The organism is Paenibacillus sp. LjRoot153, assembly GCF_964253085.1.
GTDB lineage: Bacteria > Bacillota > Bacilli > Paenibacillales > NBRC-103111 > Paenibacillus_E.
The window spans coordinates 2,035,975-2,056,569 of the sequence record NZ_CAXUQH020000001.1; the positions used below are offsets into that span (position 1 = coordinate 2,035,975).

The 20,595-nt window shown below is 46.2% G+C and carries 19 protein-coding genes; 15 read left to right on the plus strand and 4 right to left on the minus strand.

The genetic code is table 11. The annotated features are described in order from the left end of the window. Positions 1-147: 147 nt before the first annotated feature. The 3 genes from ACSQ8P_RS08960 to ACSQ8P_RS08970 all read right to left on the minus strand — a co-directional run bounded on the left by ACSQ8P_RS08960 (position 148) and on the right by ACSQ8P_RS08970 (position 2,949). The gene (locus tag ACSQ8P_RS08960; protein WP_436239432.1) at positions 148-1,068 is read right to left on the minus strand and encodes an IS3 family transposase; all 921 of its coding nucleotides are present in this window, start codon (positions 1,066-1,068) and stop codon (positions 148-150) included. An 11-nt stretch (positions 1,069-1,079) separates the two neighbouring features. Then, positions 1,080-1,400 carry a transposase gene (locus tag ACSQ8P_RS08965; RefSeq protein ID WP_436233700.1) on the minus strand — a complete coding sequence of 107 codons (321 nt, stop codon included), beginning with the start codon at positions 1,398-1,400 and terminating at the stop codon, positions 1,080-1,082. 448 nt (positions 1,401-1,848) lie between these two features. Next, positions 1,849-2,949 (minus strand): YheC/YheD family protein, encoded by a 1,101-nt coding sequence (locus ACSQ8P_RS08970; RefSeq protein ID WP_436234858.1) that lies wholly within the window; start codon positions 2,947-2,949, stop codon positions 1,849-1,851. 216 nt (positions 2,950-3,165) lie between these two features. Here ACSQ8P_RS08970 and ACSQ8P_RS08975 point away from each other — a divergent pair, with 216 nt between their 5' ends. The 13 genes from ACSQ8P_RS08975 (at position 3,166) to ACSQ8P_RS09035 (ending at position 15,540) form a co-directional block, all read left to right on the plus strand. Beyond that, entirely contained in the window at positions 3,166-4,356 is a 1,191-nt protein-coding gene (locus ACSQ8P_RS08975; protein WP_436234859.1) for a glycosyltransferase family 4 protein, read from the plus strand. 91 nt (positions 4,357-4,447) lie between these two features. Then, positions 4,448-7,822 (plus strand): WIAG-tail domain, encoded by a 3,375-nt coding sequence (locus ACSQ8P_RS08980; RefSeq protein ID WP_436234860.1) that lies wholly within the window; start codon positions 4,448-4,450, stop codon positions 7,820-7,822. A 234-nt stretch (positions 7,823-8,056) separates the two neighbouring features. Beyond that, positions 8,057-8,776, plus strand: a complete 720-nt coding sequence (locus ACSQ8P_RS08985) for a sugar phosphate nucleotidyltransferase (protein ID WP_436234861.1) — start codon at positions 8,057-8,059, stop codon at positions 8,774-8,776. Continuing rightward, positions 8,776-9,777 (plus strand): dTDP-glucose 4,6-dehydratase, encoded by a 1,002-nt coding sequence (gene rfbB, locus ACSQ8P_RS08990; protein WP_436234862.1) that lies wholly within the window; start codon positions 8,776-8,778, stop codon positions 9,775-9,777. Before ACSQ8P_RS08985 ends, rfbB begins: the two co-directional genes overlap by 1 nt. Beyond that, the gene (rfbD, locus tag ACSQ8P_RS08995) at positions 9,774-10,661 is read left to right on the plus strand and encodes a dTDP-4-dehydrorhamnose reductase (RefSeq protein ID WP_436234863.1); all 888 of its coding nucleotides are present in this window, start codon (positions 9,774-9,776) and stop codon (positions 10,659-10,661) included. Before rfbB ends, rfbD begins: the two co-directional genes overlap by 4 nt. Then, positions 10,655-11,746: a CgeB family protein gene (locus ACSQ8P_RS09000; RefSeq protein WP_436234864.1), complete on the plus strand. Its 1,092-nt coding sequence runs from the start codon at positions 10,655-10,657 to the stop codon at positions 11,744-11,746. Before rfbD ends, ACSQ8P_RS09000 begins: the two co-directional genes overlap by 7 nt. Before the next feature lie 15 nt (positions 11,747-11,761). Further along, positions 11,762-12,907 carry a CgeB family protein gene (locus tag ACSQ8P_RS09005; protein WP_436234865.1) on the plus strand — a complete coding sequence of 382 codons (1,146 nt, stop codon included), beginning with the start codon at positions 11,762-11,764 and terminating at the stop codon, positions 12,905-12,907. 43 nt (positions 12,908-12,950) lie between these two features. After that, on the plus strand, positions 12,951-13,331 hold the full coding sequence (locus ACSQ8P_RS09010; RefSeq protein ID WP_436234866.1) for a hypothetical protein: 381 nt from the start codon (positions 12,951-12,953) through the stop codon (positions 13,329-13,331). Between the two features lie 141 nt (positions 13,332-13,472). Beyond that, complete coding sequence (locus tag ACSQ8P_RS09015) at positions 13,473-13,877, plus strand: glycosyltransferase (RefSeq protein WP_436234867.1); 405 nt, start codon at positions 13,473-13,475, stop codon at positions 13,875-13,877. Further along, positions 13,837-14,571 carry a glycosyltransferase family 2 protein gene (locus ACSQ8P_RS09020; protein WP_436234868.1) on the plus strand — a complete coding sequence of 245 codons (735 nt, stop codon included), beginning with the start codon at positions 13,837-13,839 and terminating at the stop codon, positions 14,569-14,571. Before ACSQ8P_RS09015 ends, ACSQ8P_RS09020 begins: the two co-directional genes overlap by 41 nt. A 59-nt stretch (positions 14,572-14,630) precedes the next feature. Beyond that, the gene (locus ACSQ8P_RS09025; protein ID WP_436234869.1) at positions 14,631-14,918 is read left to right on the plus strand and encodes a nucleoside-diphosphate sugar epimerase; all 288 of its coding nucleotides are present in this window, start codon (positions 14,631-14,633) and stop codon (positions 14,916-14,918) included. Positions 14,919-14,923: 5 nt separating this feature from the next. Beyond that, on the plus strand, positions 14,924-15,286 hold the full coding sequence (locus tag ACSQ8P_RS09030) for a hypothetical protein (RefSeq protein ID WP_436234870.1): 363 nt from the start codon (positions 14,924-14,926) through the stop codon (positions 15,284-15,286). Beyond that, the gene (locus ACSQ8P_RS09035) at positions 15,283-15,540 is read left to right on the plus strand and encodes a hypothetical protein (RefSeq protein ID WP_436234871.1); all 258 of its coding nucleotides are present in this window, start codon (positions 15,283-15,285) and stop codon (positions 15,538-15,540) included. Before ACSQ8P_RS09030 ends, ACSQ8P_RS09035 begins: the two co-directional genes overlap by 4 nt. A 36-nt stretch (positions 15,541-15,576) precedes the next feature. Here the strand turns inward: ACSQ8P_RS09035 and ACSQ8P_RS09040 are convergent, their stop codons facing one another. Further along, positions 15,577-16,566 carry a ketoacyl-ACP synthase III gene (locus ACSQ8P_RS09040; RefSeq protein ID WP_436234872.1) on the minus strand — a complete coding sequence of 330 codons (990 nt, stop codon included), beginning with the start codon at positions 16,564-16,566 and terminating at the stop codon, positions 15,577-15,579. Between the two features lie 539 nt (positions 16,567-17,105). On the opposite strand from ACSQ8P_RS09040, the gene ACSQ8P_RS09045 reads away from it, so the two are divergent. Further along, positions 17,106-18,899, plus strand: a complete 1,794-nt coding sequence (locus ACSQ8P_RS09045) for an L-fucose isomerase (RefSeq protein WP_436234873.1) — start codon at positions 17,106-17,108, stop codon at positions 18,897-18,899. A gap of 19 nt (positions 18,900-18,918) precedes the next feature. Continuing rightward, on the plus strand, positions 18,919-20,592 hold the full coding sequence (locus ACSQ8P_RS09050; protein ID WP_436234874.1) for a ribulokinase: 1,674 nt from the start codon (positions 18,919-18,921) through the stop codon (positions 20,590-20,592). The last annotated feature ends 3 nt before the right edge of the window (positions 20,593-20,595 follow it).

Here is a 20,595-nt window from a genome sequence, read left to right on the forward strand (position 1 = left end):
ATGGAAAATATGCAGCTAATTTCTCGGTTTTCTCCTCGGGGAGAGAAAATGGCGGGAATTAGCTGTAGGTTCGGCTAGGCCCCCTTAATTTGGAGTCTTAGCCTACAGTAATTGTGCATTCTTAGAAAAGCTCACTATTTCGAGCGTTTACATGGAATTATGAAATGCCGAAGAGTCTTCCAGTGTCTTTACCCATTCTGAAAACTTGCTTGGAGGCATTAATCTCAAACTACCGTGCATTTTACGATTATTGTAAAAATCCATATAGTCATCGAGTTTCTTGTACGCTTCATCAAAGGTCATAAAATCTCTTTGACTGAAGAGATCACGTTCTAAGAGGCTATGGAAAGACTCGATGAATGCATTAAGGTTCGGAGTCTTTGGCGGTATGCGTTCATGTACCAAATCGAGGCTCTCACAGGTGTCTTGAAATAACTTACTAATGAATTGAGGCCCGTTGTCCGTTCGAACGACTGGTAATTCCTCACTAGCCGTTATACGGCTCTGTATTGCGTTCCATAATGTTTGGACGGCATGTTTGGCTTCACAAATCGGACCTTTGTATTGCCCAACAACGACGCGGTCAAACACATCAATAATACTGAGTACATAGAAGAAACGTTCCAGTCCAATGACATAGCCATACTTAATATCCATTTGCCAGAGCTGGTTGTGCCCTGTTATGGATCTATTTTTCGCTAATCTACGGGGATGTGTCTGAATTCGTTTGCGTTGTTTTTGAAGGATCCCTAGCTCTTTACACAAGCGATACGACTTCTTTTTGTTCAGTCTCACGCCATGTTGGTTGCGAATGCATTGTGCTAGAAGTTTATAGCCGTAGACATGTTCCTCGCCTTCAAGAAGCTCTAGAAGCCACTCTTTGATTTGTTCATCACTAACCTTATTACCTGTTTCTGTATGCGAGTAACCAGGCACGGGGCGTCCCATTACAGCATTTGTCGGGCATATCGGCCTAGATTGTGCAGATCGCTTTTTCCGATCATAGTATGTGGATTCAGACAATCCAAGTATGCGCAGAACCTTTGCAGTTGAATTTCCCCGCTTAATAAATAGATCTGCTACTTCAAATTTTTCAGATAAGCGGGGTTCTTCTTTTTTAGCAGCTCACGTAAAATCTCAATTTCTAGTTCCTTTTCACCAAGCACCTTACAGGCCTTTTCATAGCGCTCTTCAACTTCTTGTAGCCTTTGAAGCTCTTGCAAATGCTCGTCCGCCATAGGTATTTCTTCTTGTGGAATGGAGTCACGGTGCTCCCTAACCCACTCGCGAATGGTCTCAGGATGAATGTCGTACATACGAGCTAACACCCCAACCTTAACTCCAGCCAATGCTTCTTTAACAATTTTCAGACGTTCTTCTTGCTTCAATCTTTTTCCCATACCGGATCATCTCCCTTATCCCTATTTTAATAAAATGGGTAGGAAGACTCCAGTTTCATTAGGGGGCCTAAGAGGGTTTTCCAGTTATTCACCACTGGACGGGATTATTGGCGAAAATAGCTGTATTTTTTACTGTTAATCGCCACCGTGGTTTTGGGGGGGCTATCTGGGGGCTATCGTCATTGAGCTGGCGCTTTACCGCACGCTAATGATTCATATGAGGTGGGAAGGGGGATTTAACCCCGCGCCCGCGCTTGATCTTGCTCGCGCGTGCTCTCACTTGATGCTGCCTGCTCTCGCCCGCCTACTCGTGCTCTAGCTTGATCTCTCCTGCTCTCGCCCGTTTGCGCCAACGCCCGCTCCCGCCATCATAGCGGCACACCAACTCAAAAAACACCGTACCACCGAGTGAACTCGGAAGTACGGTGTTTTTTGCTGCGTCAGCTCTCTAGCACGGGGGCGTGCCGCCGTCTAAGATGAATTTTGCATAAGCCATAGGGTTGAAATAGGTGGCTTTCCAACACTCTTGCATATTTGCCTCGCGGAAACTGTAACGTTGGTCCTTCCCATTGCATTCGATAAATAAAGGGAACCCATCATTTGTCATAGCAATGTCGAGACCTAAATCAGCCAAGTTCGGCAATTCTGTGCTGAGATGCTGGGCGACCAAGAGCGCGAAATTCTTCATCTGGAGACATACGGTTTCTGGATCAAGCTGTGGATAGTGGTTATTCAAAATATCGGATAAGGATTTGACTCGCCCGCCTTGTGCGACATTCGTTAGGAAATGCTTACGTGAGGCAACCTTGGCAATGATGCCAGTAACGCCCCATGATCCATCGTTCCCACGTTGAACGGAAATGCGAAGGTCGAAGGGAGATCCATCTACCGTGGCAAGAGGCAAGCATTGTTGAACCATATAGCTGCTCCGTACAATCCGACGGCGGAGAAGTTGGGGTAAGTGTTGACGGAACTTGAGCGTCCGCCAAGTCCGGTTCGTAAGCTTCAGGTTGACTGGATATACGAGTTTCCACAAATTCCCTTGTCGCTCTAATTTCATCACACCGCGTCCGATGCTTGAATTGGTTGGCTTGATAATGAGTGAGTCAAACGAATCCATCATGGCTTTCACATTTTCAATTGTAGCGGGAAATGTACAGGGGAGATGGGGGCGAATGCTTTCATTTTTCATTAAGATATCATGTATACGCATCTTGCTATAGCGGTTCCAATGATTAAACAGCGTAACGCCTCGCTGTGTCCATGCTTCCAAAATTCGCGCTGAAGATGAGTCCAAATAAATGGCACGATTATGAATGACTTTAGGGAGATCAGACCATTTTCTTTTGAAATGTTGGCCATCCTTTACATAGGCATGTACCTTCATTGTTTTCATATGAACATCATGAATTCGGAAATAACAAGGCGTTAGGCCATAGAGTTTACAAGCTTCCTCGTAAAATCGAATGGCTTCGTACTGTGTGTTCCCTAGAGGAATACCTGCAAACAAGGAATCGTTAACTAAAATACCCACATAGGGATTACTCATTGACTTCACTCCCTCGCTAATTGGGGCTTGAATATCTGCCGAAAATGGAATCACTCTTAGTTTATGGAAAAAGAACACGACTTGTTTGTACAAATGCTGATACTTTCTTCTAAAACAAGGACAGATGCCTATGCTTTACCACTTTATCCGCATATGTATAGAAGGAAGTAGCAAAATGGGGGAGCTGAGCCTCATTTTATCCAGGAGGGTTAGAAGTTGAAGACTAAACGGAAGCCCAAATCGAACCGTCTTGTCATCGTCACACCAGGATCCTTTCCTATACCATCAGGGACTAGTAGCTCGGTTGAGCAAGTGGTTCAGAAGACTGCGGAGCAATTGGTGAAGTATATGCCTGTAGTGGTACTTGGAAGGAAAGCATCCTATCAACCATGGAAGGAAATTCGGCAGGGTGTAACGTATCAGCGAGTACCTTATCAGGGGCAAACTGCCTATATGAACCATGTAGCTAAACAGATCTCCACGTTAAGTCCTGGTATTATTCAAGTGGATAATCGGCCACGCTTCCTGCCCTTTCTTCGCAAACGATTTCCCCACGCCATATTAAGTCTCGTCCTCCACTCTACGTCATTTATCACAAAGCCATATATTTCGAATTCATCGTTAACCGTTTGTTTGCGTGCTGCTGATGTCATTATCGTTAATAGCGACTTTCTTAAGCGGTTTCTGCAAAAAAAGGTACCGAGTGCTGCCCATAAAATAGTTACGCACTATTTAGGTGTTGATGCTGCTCAATTTACTTCCAAATGGTCGAATGAAGGCATCAAATCTCGTAGCGAAATGCGTAAAGGACTAGATTGTGAGCATCGCAAAATTATTTTATTTGTGGGTAGATTGATTCCAAAGAAAGGTGTTCATCATCTGCTGAAAGCGATGAAAAGTGTCATAAAGAGTGAACCAAGCGCCAAGCTCGTTATCGTTGGGAGTGCTTTTTATGGATCTAAGAAAGTAACTAAGTATGTATCTCAATTAGTTAAAGCAGCGAAGACGATGCCTAACCATGTCCAATTTATTCCGTATGTGAAGCATCAAGAAATGCCCAAATGGGTGCGAATCGCTGATGTATTTGTTGTCCCTTCGATTGGGAAGGAAGCTTTTGGTCTTGTCAATGTGGAGGCTATGGCTACTGGTGTTCCCGTTGTTGCAACTAGAGTAGGCGGGATCCAAGAGGTTGTGGAAGATGGCAAAACCGGCTATTTAATAGAACCGGGTGCCATTGAAGCGGAGCTCTCAGAGCGTGTCATACGATTACTGAAAGACGAAAGCCTGCAGCGCAAGTTGGGGGAAAACGGCATTAAACGGGTTGATAAACTGTTCACGTGGCAGAGAGCTGCTGAGGTGAGGTCAGCGTTGTACAATCAAATGTTGAAGGAAACGGCTCTTGTCTAGGTGAGTGCACATTTTTGGGGGCTAATGTACTTATTAAGGTGAGAATGAATATGTTACCAATGATAAATCTTGGCGAATGGAGAGGAGTCATATGAATAAGCGTAAGAGTAGCACTACCCAGAAAGCGAACGTGCAGAAAGCGAACGTGCATAAAGTAAACTCTAACTTGAATGAATTAAAATGGCTCGATGAAGCACCAATAAAGCAAGACATAGTAGTAGAACAACCCAGACTAATCGCGAAACCGAATCCATTGACGACAGAGAAGACTGAGAAAACAGAGAGGACAGAGAAGCCAGAGGCAAACAGAATCTTGCATGTCTCCAAGGTTACAGAGCAAATCACACCTGATTTGTTATTAACGGAGCGAAAAACGGGGAAATTCGTTGACCCAGTTGTCTATACGGACGACATTGTAAATGAAGCAGTAACATGGGACAAAATTGCAAGCCGGTCGATCGATGATACGAAGATAAAACCGTTTAGCATTGGAGCCAGATCGATCAAGGATGGAGCCATCGAACATTCCAAAATAGCTCAGGCAAGCGTAACTCGTCCTAAAATTGCCAACCAGGCCATTCATGATGAACATGTTGCTCCAAACAGTATTGCGGGAGACAAAATTCAAGATAATACTTTGCCTGCTGGAAAGCTGCTCGATAACAGTATTACAACGGCTAAAATTGCAGATAAGTCGGTGGATGGCGCGAAATTGGCAGACGGTGCCATTTTACCACAACATTTATCGGAAATGATCATTACAAGTGAATTGATTGATCAACAAGCGATCACGTCAGATAAGATTCTTAGTGGTGCTGTACAGACGAAGCATTTGGCTAATTATATTGTTGATACAGCTAAGCTCATGGACGCTTCCATCACCTCTGCGAAAATTAGAGAGGGTGCTGTCACGGAAGATAAACTAGCGAGTGGCAGTATCAGTTCTATGCATATTCAGGGCGAGAGTATTCAGACGGAACATCTAAGAAATCACTCCATTATTAGTGACAAACTTGCCGATCAGGCTGTAACAAGTGCTAAGCTTGCTCCGCATGCCGTAGATTCAATGCATATCACACAATCCGCGGTGAGGGGTATTCATATTGAAGGTGCTGAGGTAACTAGTTACCACATTGCTGATCAAGCCATTCGGACTAAACATATTGGAGAAGGCACCATAGAAACGAAGCTTATTCAAGATGGAGCGATTACCGTCACGAAATTAGGCGAGAAGATCGTAGCAAGCAGACATATAACACCGGAAGCTATTGAGTCTGTCCACTTGAACGATGGAGTCATTTCTAGCAGCAAATTGCAAGACGGTGCGGTCACTGCGGATAAACTGGCACAAGGTGCCATCAACGCCAAACATATTGGTTCACATATGATTCGGACCGAGCATCTGGAGGAAAATGTGGTAACTAGTTCCAAAATTGCTGCAGGGTCCGTTATTACAGATAAATTGGCAGAGGGAAGTGTAGTCAACTCAAAACTAAAGGATGAGAGTATCACCTCGAATAAAATTGCTTACCGCACCATCCTTGCTGCTCATTTGCAGGAAGAGATTATCTCTACGGGCCACATCGCCAAAGGAGCGATTGGTGAGAAACAAATCGATTTGCACGCGATTCATCGCAACCATATTACAGACGAAGCCATCACAACTAGGCATATTCAGGAAGAAAGCATTACGACGAGTAAGCTTGCTGAGGAAGCCGTAACAACGGCGAAGATCGCTCCGATGTCCATTGAATCACGCCATTTGCAAGATGAGATTATCGAAGGTGTTCATATTAAATCAGGGTCAATTACTTCCGATCATTTGGCACAAGGATCTATTACCCTGGATGTATTCGCAGATCGAAGTTTAGTTGGCAGTAAACTGATGGAAAGTTCAATCTCCACAGAAACCTTAGCCGACGGTGCAGTCACCGAAGAGAAGCTTGCGAATGGAGCAGTAGGCACACAGCATCTTCAGGCGGAATCAGTGACTACGAAGATCATTGAAGATCAAGCCATAACGAACGCTAAGCTAGAGGATGAGGTGGTGACGTCCAATAAGCTTGCTAATGGAAGTGTAAATAGTGCCAAAATTGCGAACAAAGCGGTGAATTCAGAGCATATTATTGACGGTGCTATCACGGCCTCGAAAATGGCGAATGAAAGTGTACATGGCAGTAAGCTTGCACCTGCTGCGGTAGTTTCCAGGCATTTGGCGGATGGCTCCGTTATTAGCTCGAAGGTTGCTTTTCGGGCGATCAACAGTGAGCATCTAGCAGAAGGAGCGGTCGTTAGTACGAAGCTGGCGAATCAAAGTGTAGACAGCTCGAAAATATTGCCTGGCGCGATTACAGACGAACATCTGTCACTAGGCGTAGTGAATGGTACGAAACTGGCGCATGGTTCCGTGAGTAATCAGCATCTCCTGGCGGGCGCAATTGACAGTGAAAAGTTGGCTGTGAACTCGGTAGATAGCAGCAAACTGATGTCTGGTTCTGTGCAGAACTATCATTTTGCAGATCATGCCGTGTACGGAGCCAAATTGGCGCCTGGAAGCGTGGATGGAAGCAAGCTGGCTGAAGGTGCTGTGAACAGTGAGCATCTGACGGATCAAGCCGTTGATGCCTCCAAGCTGGCACCAGGAAGTGTCGATAGCAGTAAAATTATCTATGGTGCGATTCAACGAGAGCATTTATCGGACTTTATCATTGATGGATTGAAGCTCTCCTTGGGTTCTGTGACAAGCAGCCATCTTGCTCCTGGTTCAATTGATGGGTGGAAACTGCAAGATAGCAGTGTAGACAGTTCAAAGCTGACCGATAAAGTGATTGGAAGCAAGCACCTGCAAGACGAAGCCGTTACGGTTGATAAGTTAGCTCCTAGTAGTGTGGACAGCAGTAAACTCGTATTCGGAGCGGTGAATACCGAGCACCTGACAGATGAGGCTGTTTCAGGATCAAAGCTATCCGTTAACAGTGTTGATGGCAGCAAAATTATCGACGGCGCGATTGATACAGCTAAACTAGCTGATGGCAGTGTAGACAGTTATAAGCTGGCGCAGGGAGCGGTAACTGATTTTCATCTAGCTGCGGGCAGTGTTGATGGAACTAAGCTGCAAGCTGGGGTTATCACGAATGAACATGTCGCAGATGCCTCGATTACAGTGACGAAATTGGCAGATAGTGTTGTGCGCACCTCCTCCGGGCAAAGAAATGTGTTGCAGCAGTTTGGTCTTGAGCCATTTGTTATGAAGATTCAGGATGAGACCATTGAGCTGGCACTCCATTTTGAAGAGGAATATGAGAATACGAATTATGTGTTAACAGCGATCACGAATCATCCAGCTTGTTATGTCATTGTCAGTCAAAAGGCTACAGACAGCGCGGTGCTGTCCATTATCCGAGCCAAGTTTTCACCCGATCAACAAGGCATTGTGAATTGGATGGCAATCGGTAAGAGTCATTAATCGATGTAAGGTGCTAGTCCTTGCATCAGAAAACAAAAAAACGGTGTTTCGCACCCTATGCGAGACTACTGTTTTTTTGTTATTTTTTTGCTATTCGATAGATAGATGACCAATTTTCAATTTAGGGGTAATCGTCCAATTTCCGTCTATCACGAAAGCATATGATAGTAGAAATGGATGTGACTACGCACCATACGAAACAAACATACGAACGTTTGTGAAGGGGGATGACTTGTGAAAGGTGTCGTACTTGCAGGAGGAACTGGAAGTCGGTTACGCCCTTTAACGCATATTATCAACAAACATTTACTTCCAGTTGGTGATCTGCCCATGATTCAATATGCCATTGATAAACTAAGTCAGGCAGGCATTCAGGATATTCTTGTCATTACTGGGAAACAATCTGCGAGCTTATATGTAGACTACTTGGGCGGCGGTGACCCGTTTGGCGTGAATCTGACATACAAGATTCAAGAGAAACCAGGAGGTATTGCGCAAGCTTTGGCATTGGCAGAAGACTTCGTGGGGGAGGGTGAGAAATTTGTGGTTATCTTGGGAGATAATTTATTCCGAGATCCACTTCAGCCCATGATTGAAACCTTTTACCAGCAGGACGAAGGGGCTATGGTCATTTTAAAAGAGGTGGAAGATCCTCGCAGATATGGCGTAGCAACGATGAGGTACAACCGGATTGAACGCATTGTAGAGAAGCCGGAGAATCCGACCTCTCCATTTGCTGTGACGGGGATCTATTTATATGACTCTTCTGTATTTGAGATTATTAAATCACAATCACCTTCGGCAAGAGGCGAGATGGAAATTACGGATGTCAATAATGTGTATGCAGCCACAGGCACGCTCGCTCATATGTTCTTGACAGGTTGGTGGATTGACGCGGGCACGCATGAATCGCTCTTTCAGGCCACTCTGTTAGTAAGAAAGGGGTACAGCTAATGCAGTCATTGCTTGTGACAGGGGGCATGGGCTTTATTGGAAGTAATTTCATTCATTATTGGAAGAAACATCATCCAGATGATCAAATAATCAATGTTGATTTACTTACGTATGCAGGGAATAGGGACAATGCTGGGCTGTTTGATGGTCAAGTTGGTTATCAATTTGTGCAAAGTGATATTGGTGACGAGGTGCTCATGATGAAACTGATGCAAGGGGTCGATGTGGTTGTTCATTTTGCAGCTGAATCGCATGTGGATCGGAGTATTCATGACCCCGGCAGTTTTGTGAGAACGAATGTGGTTGGCACCCAAATCTTGCTTGAGGCCGCACGTCAAGGTCAGGTTAAAAAGTTTATTCATATATCTACAGACGAAGTGTATGGATCACTTGGGTCTGAAGGAGCCTTCAGTGAAGAAACGCCAATTGCGCCGAATTCTCCTTATTCAGCTAGTAAAGCGGGCTCTGATTTGCTAGTAAGAGCTTACTATGAAACGTATGGATTTCCAGCTGTGATTACACGTTGCTCCAACAATTATGGTCCCCGCCAATTTCCCGAGAAGCTAATCCCACTATTGATTACACGTGCGCTGCGCAATGAAACGATACCCCTATATGGTGATGGATTGAATGTACGAGACTGGTTGTATGTAGACGATCATTGCTCTGCCATTGAACGGGTGATTGAAGCGGGTGTGCCTGGGGAGGTCTACAACGTTGGCGGACAGAATGAGCGAACGAATTTGGAGGTTGTCCAGAGCATTTTGAAGCTGTTGGGCAAACCCGAGTCATTAATACAATATGTAGCGGATCGACTTGGACATGATCGGCGATACGCCATCGACAGCTCGAAGATACGTCGTGAGTTAGGGTGGACGCCGGCTTACTCATTTGAGGATGGCCTGCAAAAGACACTGGAGTGGTATGTAAGTGAAACCGAGTGGTGCGCCCGTATTGCAGACGGTTCGTACCGTGTAGATAAAGAAGCTGATCACACTTGAAAATCGTCATTACAGGCGCCGGCGGGCAGCTAGGCTATGACCTTAAGCGTGTACTGAGTCCCATGCATGAGGTCGTCTCATGGGAGAAAGAGAAACTGGATATTAGAGATGAGCAAGCAGTCATGGAGAAGCTGTTGAACGAACGACCGGACGTTGTAGTGCATGCTGCTGCCTATACGAATGTAGATAGGGCTGAATTGGAGAAGGAGTCTGCCTATCAAGTGAATGCATTAGGTGCCCTCCATATCTCGACAGCTTGTGAGTTCCTTGGGGCCAAGCTCGTTTATGTCAGTACAGATTATGTATTCGATGGAACGAAGTCAAGGCCCTATGACGAGAACGATGTACCGAATCCGCTTAATATCTACGGACAATCTAAGCTTCTTGGGGAGAAGTTCGTCGCGATGATCTGCTTGAAACATTTTATCGTACGAACCTCTTGGTTATATGGTCTGAAAGGAATCAATTTTGTAACCAAAGTATTGGAGAAGGCACGTGAGAATCCGACGCTATCCGTCGTGGATGATCAATTTGGATCTCCCACTTATTGCTTGGATCTGGCCATTTTCATTCGTGAACTCATCGAGACGGACCGATATGGTCTCTATCATGCCTCCAATCAAGGCGTATGCTCTAGGTATGAATTCGCCAAGCATATCCTCCAAGCGGCTGGCATGACACATATCTCCCTACAGGCTGTGCCTACGCATGCTTTCCCGCCAGCGCCAGCAGAAAGACCCATGTATACGGCATTTGCACACAAAGCTATGCAAAGCAACAGGTTTGAGCCAATGCGAGATTGGCGATCGGCACTGGATTTCTTTCTACAGGTAGATTATTACGATACAGCTGTTAGGGCTAAGAGGGTGAAAGATACATGGTGATTCGTAACCGTATTGCGGAGGGGCGCAGTCAGGGATTTCAGGCTGGTCGGGAAAGCGGCTTTCGTATGGGCAGATGCCAGTTTGCCCTCGACACCTGTTATCCAGCACCTATTCCGCTTCGAGAAGCAAGTGTGTTATTTATTGTCCAAGGCATCTTCGATGCCATTGACAACGGAATTATTCAGGGTTTAAAGCAAACAGTTCGAGTTGCCTATACTGCAACGGCGGCGGATATGCTTCGCTTAGCGTATGAGCTTAAACCGAATCTGGTGCTTGTCATGAATGGGCTTCATGTTTTTCCAGTTGATCATGCCAATCAAGTGGATCAAGTAAGACAGATGGGAATTCGAACCGCTATTTGGTTTGCAGACGATCCCTATTTTACTGATCATTCGGCCCCGTTAGCCCCACATTATGATTACGTCTTTACACACGAAATGTCCTGTGTACCCTTCTATCAGGGGCTTGGTTGCGGTCAAGTTCACTACTTGCCTTTGGCGGCTAACCCAACTGTGTTTAAACCTCAGCATATCAGCCCAAACTACCGGAGCGATATCTGCTTCATTGGTACGGGCTTTCCAAACCGAATTGCCCTCTTCAATGAGTTAACCCCTTTCTTAATAGGGAAAAAAGTAGTCATTGCCGGGGGACTATGGGATAAATTAGATCACTTCGCGCTGCTTCAACAAGGGATTAATCTGCATGGGGTTCCGGTCGAAGAGTCAGTAAAGTATTATAACGGTGCCAAAATCGTCCTGAATATTCACCGACTCACGTACGATGAAACCTACAATAAAAACAGCAGAAATATACCGGGATGTTCCATTAATCCGAGAACCTATGAGATTGCGGGATGTGGAACCTTGCAAATAACGGATTATCGCCATGATCTGGAACAGCACTATCAACCTGGACATGAAATCGAAACCTTCCATCATACAGGAGAGCTTCTTCATAAAATAAGTCATTATTTAATTCATGAGGAAGACCGATTGCGTATTGCGATTAATGGAATGAGAAGAACACGAATGGAACATTCGTTTGCATCTCGTTTAGTTAAGTTGTTAGACATTGTATTTGCTTAGAAGGGAGTGAGAGTTGTGAGTTTTATCAATAGTGCGCATGCTCGGGAGCGCGGACTTGCTGATGGTAATCAATTAGGTCGCGCTAATGGAGTCAGGATGGGACAATGTGAAGCGATCATGCAAAAAGCGGCTCGTGATCGTGCGCCAAGTCCTGTCTGGGACGTACGTGTGTTGTTTGTTACATCGGGCAAAGGGTACCCCTACGAGCCATTGGATCTCGCCGTTATTAACGGCCTTCGTCCTATAGTTCGCGAGTTGATTATAGGAAACTGTGACAACGATCCGATCCGTATTGGGAATCCAAAAGCCAATATCGAAACGCTTGCAGCGAGGCACCGACCAGATGTGATGATTGTTTTAGAGGGGATGAATCTCTCCCAGAATGTTGTTGATCGGGTTCGCCATATGGGCATCCGGACTGCTATATGGCTAACTGATGATCCCTATTACACAGATATTACGACTGCCTATGCGAGGCACTATGATTATGTATTTACCTTGGAAGTGAATTGTGTACAGTTTTATCGGGAGATGGGATGTCAGCAGGTTCATTATTTACCTCTAGCCTTTCAACCGGAAATGTTTCGACCAAGACCAGTGCCAAATGGTGTCCACCGCGATATTTGTTTTATTGGCTCGGCATACTGGAACCGCGTTGGCGTGTTCAATCAGATTGCACCGTTTTTAGCGAGAAAACGTATCATTATCTCAGGAATTTGGTGGGAACGGCTGCAGAAATATCGTCTGCTTGCACCTCAAATTCAATTGAATACGTGGATGCCGCCAGATCAAACCGCCACGTTCTACAATGGGGCGAAAATTGTCATTAATATGCATAGAGCCTTCGATGACCAATCGTATAACCACAACTCTCGCCGCATTAGCGCTGCCTCACCTAATCCGCGGACATTTGAAATTTCTGGTTGCGGCGCCTTTCAATTGACGGACATTCGGGATGATTTAGTTAATTTCTATACGCCAGACTATGACATCGTGACGTATGCATCACCAGAAGAAATGCTTCACAAGATGAATCATTATTTAAATCACGAAGAGGAGCGTAAGCAAATAGCTATGCGTAGTCTCTATCGCACGATGCGAGATCATACCTATACGAATCGGCTTATTACGATGCTTTCCGTCATTTTTGGACCTAGATAAAGGTTTGACAAGAGAACTATTTTAGAAAAGTGAGGTGTAGCATTTGATCACGAAAAGAAAGGTTCGCAAGCTGACCGTGAGTAGAAAGGTTCAGAAAAAGCGTGTGGCATCACCAAGAAAGGCGGGGCCTAAAAAACGAATCATTGTTCGAAAAAAAGGACGTACCATTCGACGTTTGAGGCCACTCGCAAAGCGGAAGGGGAAACGCCGATTAGTTCGTCGTCTGATCCGATTTCCTAGACGCAAGGGGAGTCGAATCGTAGCTCGTCGCCGCAAAGCCCCACGACGAATGATCCAAAGTCCAAGAGCCAGGAGAGCCCAATTGGCCTATGATCGTGCATTCAATGAAGCTTACAATACGGGCTATGGAATTGGCTTCTCAGAAGGATATACATGGGAGCTTACGCATCCAACGATTGCTTAAAGCCAAGTTATGAGGTGAGCCCAGTTGGAAAAACGGAACAGGAAGAAACGAATGAGGGGGCAGGTTTCCTTAAGGCATGGAAGCAAACGAGTGCTCCTTAAGAAACCAAAACGCCGATTCATTCCTAGGCGAAAGAGATCTTTGGATAGGGTAAATAGGACAAGTGTCCATCCTGTTGGTGCGATCATCATAGCTTCCAATGCAGAAGGAACGATAGAGCAGGTGTTGGAGCCATTGAAACGGTTACCGCTTAGGGAGATTATCGTCATTGTTCACGGTTCTGTAGACCGTACGCTAGATATGGTTAGAAGACATTCCGGTGCCATTGTTATTCATGATCCTCAAAGAATCGAACCAGATGTCGCAAGAGCTCTGGCTGCGAGGATATCGCGGTCGGATTTCTTGCTTTTCATAGAAGGGGACAAGGTGCTTAATGCGGATGAGCTGCTTCCGTCTCTTCAAAATGCAGCAATAGGAATTGAAAATGGCACATTAGCGAGGAGGCATGAACTTGCAATTAACGAGCATCATTATTCCTACGTTTAATGGGCTAGCTTTGCTGAAAGCTTGTATTGCATCGATCCGTGAGCATACTACCATGCCTTATGAAATTATTGTTGTGGATAATGGCTCTGGGGACGGTACATTGACTTACTGCCGCAATGAGAATATCAAGTTTGTGGCGCTGCCAGCTAATCTCGGGTTTCCAGCTGCTTGTAATTACGGGTTGCGTTTAGCGGAAGGTGACTCGTTAATGCTTTTGAATAACGATACGATTGTAACGCCTAATTGGCTGCCCAAGCTACTGAACTGCTTATACAGTCGAGAAGACATAGGGATGGTAGGTCCCGTCTCCAACTATGTCAAAGGCAAACAAAAGATCCGTATCCCCTTCACTGGTATTTCGAACATGGCCCACATCTATCATCATGTAAATCCTGGGAAATGGCGGGAAACGAAGCGCTTGGTTGGCTTCTGTTTGTTATTTAAGCGGAAGCTGGTTGAGCAGGTAGGTGTGTTGGATGAACGATTTGCACCTGGCTATTACGAAGATGATGACTTCTCCTACCGTGCGCGATTAGCGGGCTATCAGCTGCTCATAGCAGGCGATTGTTTCGTTTATCATCGTGGAAGTGTTAGTTTTCGAAAAAATAGCCGTCGATCTAAGATCCTGCTGCTGCGACGCAATCGTAAAAAATTTATTCATAAATGGGGCGTCGATCCCTTTCAGTTTATTTAGGCACCATTTCATAATTGGCAGCATAACGTAGAGTGAAAAAGGTTGTAGGAGGAGTAAGTGTGGAGGAGCGGGTGACGAACATTATTTCTCAAATTGCTGCATCACATAGCCAAATGGGACGAATATTGGAAACACATCGGCATGTGTCTACACAAATGGCGGCCATTGCAGGAGATCTGCCTGATTCTCATCCTGAGTTTGCAGGACTAGAGATGCTGCAGAAGCGGGCTTTACAATTAACTAAAAATGTAACGGCGTATTTAAACAGCCTCGCTGAATTGGAAGAAGCTATGGCGATGCAAACGGAATTAGTTATGAAGGAAATAGATGTAACTGATGAGGAATAGAGGGAATGACCTTGGATAGAACGGATCTCTATATGCAAATGTTAGATGCGACAGGCAAGCTGCAATCCGAAATAAGTCTGATGCTGGAAGCAAGAGTCGTTGAAGCTTCGAAGTCGCAAAACTGGATTTGTCAGCATATCAACACGACTAATCTGGAAGGGCATGACCATAAAATGAAAGTAACTGGCCAAATTCATGAGAGTGTCATTGAACTTATAGATGGTTTAACGAAGATGGAAAATGCGCTAAATCGTCAGATGAAGGCGTTGCTTGGGAAACAATCTTCAGGTTCCGCAATAGGCTTAGGGTCCGACGACGATATGGGATTTGGCGGCGCGCTTCCGTTTGGTGAGGATGAGAAGCTGTGAAGGAATGGAACCGGGAGCGCGTGGAACTGCATATGTTGATCTCGCTGGCGAGGAGCCAGCGAGCTTTATGCCGAATCATGGAATCTGTGGCGGATCACATAGTGGGTTCAGAGCAGTTAACCAGCCATGTTGCTGATCATTTGAAGACGATAAGCGATTACCAACATGCTATGATGTTGAAATTAGCGAATAAGGGTACTCGTAAGCGTGTTAGTGGAAAGCCAAGTAAGCCTTGGAAGAATAAGCGATTGTAGCCTCATGAATACAACCTCAAGCGAATGCAAACGAACTTAACCCCAGCGTACGATTAAACCTGCGTGTGTCAATCCACCACCAAATCCGTAAAGTAACAAGGTGTCACCGGTCTGTACTTTCCCATCTCTAATTCCCAAATCCAGTGCAAGTGGAATAGAAGCCGCAGAAGTGTTGCCGAAGTATTCAAGGCTGTACAGCGCTTTTTCAATCGGGATACCGCTCTTCTCGCAGATGGAATCAATCATGCGCAGATTCGCGCTATGAGGGATGAACCAATCGATCGCCGTGAGCGGCAAACCGCTTTTTTGCAGCAGCATCTCGATACCTTGCGGTACGGTTGAAACTGCGAAACGGTACACTTCGCGACCGTTCTGGACAAGCTTCCCTTCCCCTAGCAGAGGATCGCCATTTAGCTCTGTAGCCAGTCCTGTCCGGTATACATGCTTGGCGCCTGAACCATCTGATCCCATGTGATAGGCAAGAAAGGCCGGCTGAGCCTCTTCACGCTCAACAACAACTGCGCCAGCGCCATCACCAAATAAAATGCAGGTGGATCGGTCTGTGTAATCTGTGATTTTGGATAAGGCATCGCCGCCGATTACGAGAATCTTGTGATGCACGCCTGCGGCAACGAGTGCACTAGCGGTATGCAGTGCATAGGTGAAGCCGGCACATGTCGCGTTGAGATCATAGGCTCCCGCGGCCTGGATGCCGAAGTGCGCCTGAACCTGACACGCTACTGGCGTTGACGATAAATCCGGCGTATGTGTGGACACGATGATGAGTTCGACATCGTCGAGGGAACTTGGGTATCGATCGATCAAATTTTGTACGGCTGCTATACATAAATGGCTGGAGAACTCATGCGCTCCGGCTATTCGGCGTGCTCGAATGCCAGTGCGTTGGATGATCCATTCATCGTTCGTATCCACCATGCGGGAAAGCTCATCGTTAGTCAAAATGTGCTCAGGCACATAGGTGCCAATGGCTGAAATTCGGGCTTGTAAGGGAATGGAGGAAGGCATGAGTTAACACTCCTTTAGAATGAAAATATTAGCACTAGATATTAGTACTTGGTACTAAATTTAGTTTAAGATAAGGAAGTGTACTTTGTCAATGGGTGTGAGTGCTTTTTGATTGTACGTACCCGACAAAGTACGTATTTGTTTCCGCGAATAGCAAGAATGGATAATGAATAACAAATACGAACAAAGATAATTGGTAAATAGTCTGATAATATTAGCCTTGTAAACGGAGGTTGTTTAGTTATGTTTGGGTACATGCAAACAACTTTTCTTTGCATCTATACAACCCGCGAATACTTCAGTATAAGCGCAAAGAGAGCGACGATGTAACGGGAAATTTTTTAGGCGGCGGAGACTATTTTTATACTCGAAAAATGCATGGAATGAATAAACAAAATAGGATTGACAGACGAAGGTTTTCGGAATTAGAATATGTGTAAACGATTACGTAATCGTTTACACATCAAGAAGAATTTTCCCTTTTTTCACTTGTAAAAACCAGTAATACACAAAATTTTATAAATAATGGAGTGATCGACATGAATAATGTTAAAGTTGAAAATCGGTTGCAAGGTTCTATGCCAAAAATCGGAATTCGTCCTGTCATTGATGGAAGAAGAGGTGGGATTCGCGAGTCATTAGAAGATGTCACAATGGACATGGCCGTTACGGTAGCTCGTTTCTTGAGTGACCAGTTGAAACATTCGAACGGGTTGAACGTTGAATGCGTTATTGCGGACAGCTGTATCGGAGGAGTTGCGGAAGCTGCACAGGCAGCAGAAAAATTTGCGCGCGCGGGCGTCGGGGTAACGATTACGGTTACTCCTTCCTGGTGCTACCCGACAGAAACGATGGACACGGATCCACATACGCCTAAAGCAATCTGGGGCTTTAATGGAACGGAACGACCTGGGGCCGTATATTTGGCGGCAGCTTTAAGCGCTCATAACCAGAAAGGGCTGCCTGCTTTCAGTATTTACGGCAAAGATGTGCAGGATATGGGGGATAATTCTATCCCTGAGGATGTACAGGCCAAATTGCTGCAATTTGCCAAAGCGGGTCTTGCTGTTGCAACTATGAGGGGGAAATCCTACCTATCGATGGGATCTGTATCGATGGGGATTGCAGGGTGCATCGTGGACGAGAACTTCTTCCAGAATTACTTGGGCATGAGAAACGAGTACGTCGATATGAGCGAATTCGTGCGCAGATTGGAACGAGGTATCTACGATCCAGAGGAGTTTGAGAGAGCCCTCAGCTGGACGAAAGAAAACTGTCAAATCGGGCAGGATGTGAACCCTCCTCATCTGACAAGAACAGATGATCAGAAACAAGGCGATTGGGAAACTGTGGTGAAAATGACGCTGATCGCCCGAGATATGATGGTGGGCAATCCGAAGCTCGCACATTTGGGTTACGGCGAAGAAGCGCTCGGCCGCAACGCGATCGCAGCAGGATTCCAAGGCCAACGGGCCTGGACGGATCACTTCCCGAACGGTGACTTCATGGAAGCAATTCTGACTAGCTCCTTCGATTGGAACGGCATTCGCGAACCCTTCATGTTGGCTACAGAGAATGATACACTCAACGGAATTACGATGCTTTTCGGTCATCTTTTAACAGATAGCGCGCAAATTTTTGCCGATGTGCGTACTTATTGGAGTCCAGATGCGGTGAAACGCGTAACGGGACATCAACTGACGGGATCAGCAGCGAACGGCATTATTCATCTCATTAACTCCGGTCCTGCGGCGCTGGATGGAACCGGAAGACAGGAGAAAGACGGTAAGCCTGCCATGAAGCCGTTCTGGGAAATTACACAGGATGAAGTCAAACAGTGTCTAGAAGCAACCAATTGGTGTCCAGCCGTGGATTTCTTCCGAGGTGGCGGGTATTCCACCGACTTTACGACACGCGAAGGTATGCCGGTTACAATGGCTCGAATCAATCTAATCAAAGGGCTTGGACCGGTTCTTCAGCTTGCTGAGGGCTACACGGTGGAATTACCGGATCACGTGCACGACAAGCTCGACCAACGTTCGAATCCGACATGGCCAACAACTTGGTTCGTTCCTAACCTTACAGGTGAAGGAGTTTTCAAGGACGTGTACACGGTAATGAACAACTGGGGCTCTAATCATGGCGCGCTCAGCTACGGTCACATTGGCAGCGATTTGATTACGCTGGCATCGATGCTGCGCATTCCGGTTTGCATGCATAATGTCGCGGAAGATCGTATTTTCCGTCCGAGCACGTGGACAGCATTTGGCGTCATGGAGCCTGCAAGTGCCGATTTCCGCGCATGTGCGAATTTCGGACCGTTATATCGTTAAATTTTTGTAGGAGGTACTTATGCCAGTAAAGAGCAGGCTTTTTACAATAGGAATTGACTATGGTACACAATCGGGGCGCGCGGTGCTCGTCGACATCCAGAATGGACGCGAGGAAGCTGTGGATGTGACTCCTTATCGCCATGGCGTCATCGATGAGTTCCTACCTTCTAACGGTTCGAAGCTGAAGCCCGATTGGGCATTGCAGCATCCGGAGGATTACCTGGAAGTGCTTCGCACTTCCGTACCTGCGGTAATCAAAGCTTCCGGGATCGATCCGGCTCAAGTGATCGGCATTGGCATCGATTTTACGGCATGCACGATGCTGCCTGTAGATGCTGAGTTTCAACCGCTCTGCCTGAAGGCTGAATGGAAGGAGCGGCCGCATGCTTGGCTGAAGCTATGGAAGCATCATGCTGCGCAAGAGGAAGCGACGCTGATCAACAAACTCGCCGAAGCGCGAGGGGAACGTTGGTTGCAGCGTTACGGCGGCAAGCTTTCCTCAGAGTGGATGCTGGCGAAGAGCTTGCAAATTTTAAAAGAAGACCCGGAAATCTATGCAGAGGCTGACTTATTCGTAGAGGCAGCAGACTGGATCGTCGCGCAAATGACGGGGGAATTGAACCGAAACAGCTGCACGGCAGGTTATAAATCCAACTGGCACAAAAGCGATGGCTATCCCTCCGGTGATTTTCTGGAGAAGTTGCATCCCGGATTGGCCGATTTGTATGAGACGAAGCTGCGCGGAGACGTTGTGCCGCTGGGCAGCTTAGCCGGAAGTCTGCTTCCATCTATGGCTGAGCAAATGAATCTCTGCCCGGGAATTGCCGTTGCCGTTGGCAATATTGATGCGCATGCGGCTGTGCCTGCTGTCGGCGTTGTATCTCCAGGGAAAATGGTCATGGTGATGGGGACTTCTACCTGTCATATGCTGCTAGCCGAGGAGGAAAGAGCCGTAGAAGGGATTTGCGGCGTCGTGGAAGACGGCATCATTCCTGGATTGTTTGGCTACGAGGCCGGTCAGTCCGCGGTAGGCGATATTTTCGGATGGTTCGTTGATGAATCCGTACCGGCCTACTTGCAGGCTGAAGCGGGGGACAGAGGCATTTCCATTCATGAGTTACTGGAGGAAAAGGCCTCACAGCTGAAGCCGGGAGAAAGCGGATTGTTGGCACTCGATTGGCATAATGGCAATCGCTCCACATTAATGGATGCGGACTTGACAGGATTGATACTGGGCATGACACTCAGCACGAAGCCGGAAGATATATATCGAGCGCTTCTTGAGGCTACAGCATTCGGTACGCGCACAATCGTAGAAGCATTTCGCAAGGGCGGTTTGGACGTAAATGAATTGTATGCTTGCGGAGGTTTGCCACAACGCAACAAGCTTCTCATGCAGATTTATGCCGATGTGAACAATATGGAAATCAAGTTGTCCGATACAGATCTAACTCCTGCCATCGGTGCAGCGATGTTTGCGGCGGTTGTTGCAGGTTCCGAAGCAGGCGGATATCATTCGATCCAAGAGGCTGCGTCCTTCATGGCTAGAATCAAGGAGGAAACGATAAAACCGATTCCTGAGAACGTTGAAATTTATGATGCCCTATTCATCCAATATAAACGGCTTCATGATGTATTCGGCAAAGATGCAGAGAGTGTTATGAAAAATTTGAAACGGATCAGAAACGCATAAAAA

What these genes read in the sequence shown, in the direction of transcription:
- ACSQ8P_RS09040 (WP_436234872.1), bottom strand. Translation starts at nt 16,566, where the DNA reads ATGCCTTCCTCCATTCCCTTACAAGCCCGAATTTCAGCCATTGGCACC.
- rfbB (WP_436234862.1), top strand. Translation starts at nt 8,776, where the DNA reads ATGCAGTCATTGCTTGTGACAGGGGGCATGGGCTTTATTGGAAGTAAT.
- ACSQ8P_RS09045 (WP_436234873.1), top strand. Translation starts at nt 17,106, where the DNA reads ATGAATAATGTTAAAGTTGAAAATCGGTTGCAAGGTTCTATGCCAAAA.
- ACSQ8P_RS08970 (WP_436234858.1), bottom strand. Translation starts at nt 2,949, where the DNA reads ATGAGTAATCCCTATGTGGGTATTTTAGTTAACGATTCCTTGTTTGCA.
- ACSQ8P_RS09000 (WP_436234864.1), top strand. Translation starts at nt 10,655, where the DNA reads ATGGTGATTCGTAACCGTATTGCGGAGGGGCGCAGTCAGGGATTTCAG.
- ACSQ8P_RS08980 (WP_436234860.1), top strand. Translation starts at nt 4,448, where the DNA reads ATGAATAAGCGTAAGAGTAGCACTACCCAGAAAGCGAACGTGCAGAAA.
- ACSQ8P_RS09020 (WP_436234868.1), top strand. Translation starts at nt 13,837, where the DNA reads ATGAACTTGCAATTAACGAGCATCATTATTCCTACGTTTAATGGGCTA.
- ACSQ8P_RS09050 (WP_436234874.1), top strand. Translation starts at nt 18,919, where the DNA reads ATGCCAGTAAAGAGCAGGCTTTTTACAATAGGAATTGACTATGGTACA.
- ACSQ8P_RS08965 (WP_436233700.1), bottom strand. Translation starts at nt 1,400, where the DNA reads ATGGGAAAAAGATTGAAGCAAGAAGAACGTCTGAAAATTGTTAAAGAA.
- ACSQ8P_RS09030 (WP_436234870.1), top strand. Translation starts at nt 14,924, where the DNA reads ATGACCTTGGATAGAACGGATCTCTATATGCAAATGTTAGATGCGACA.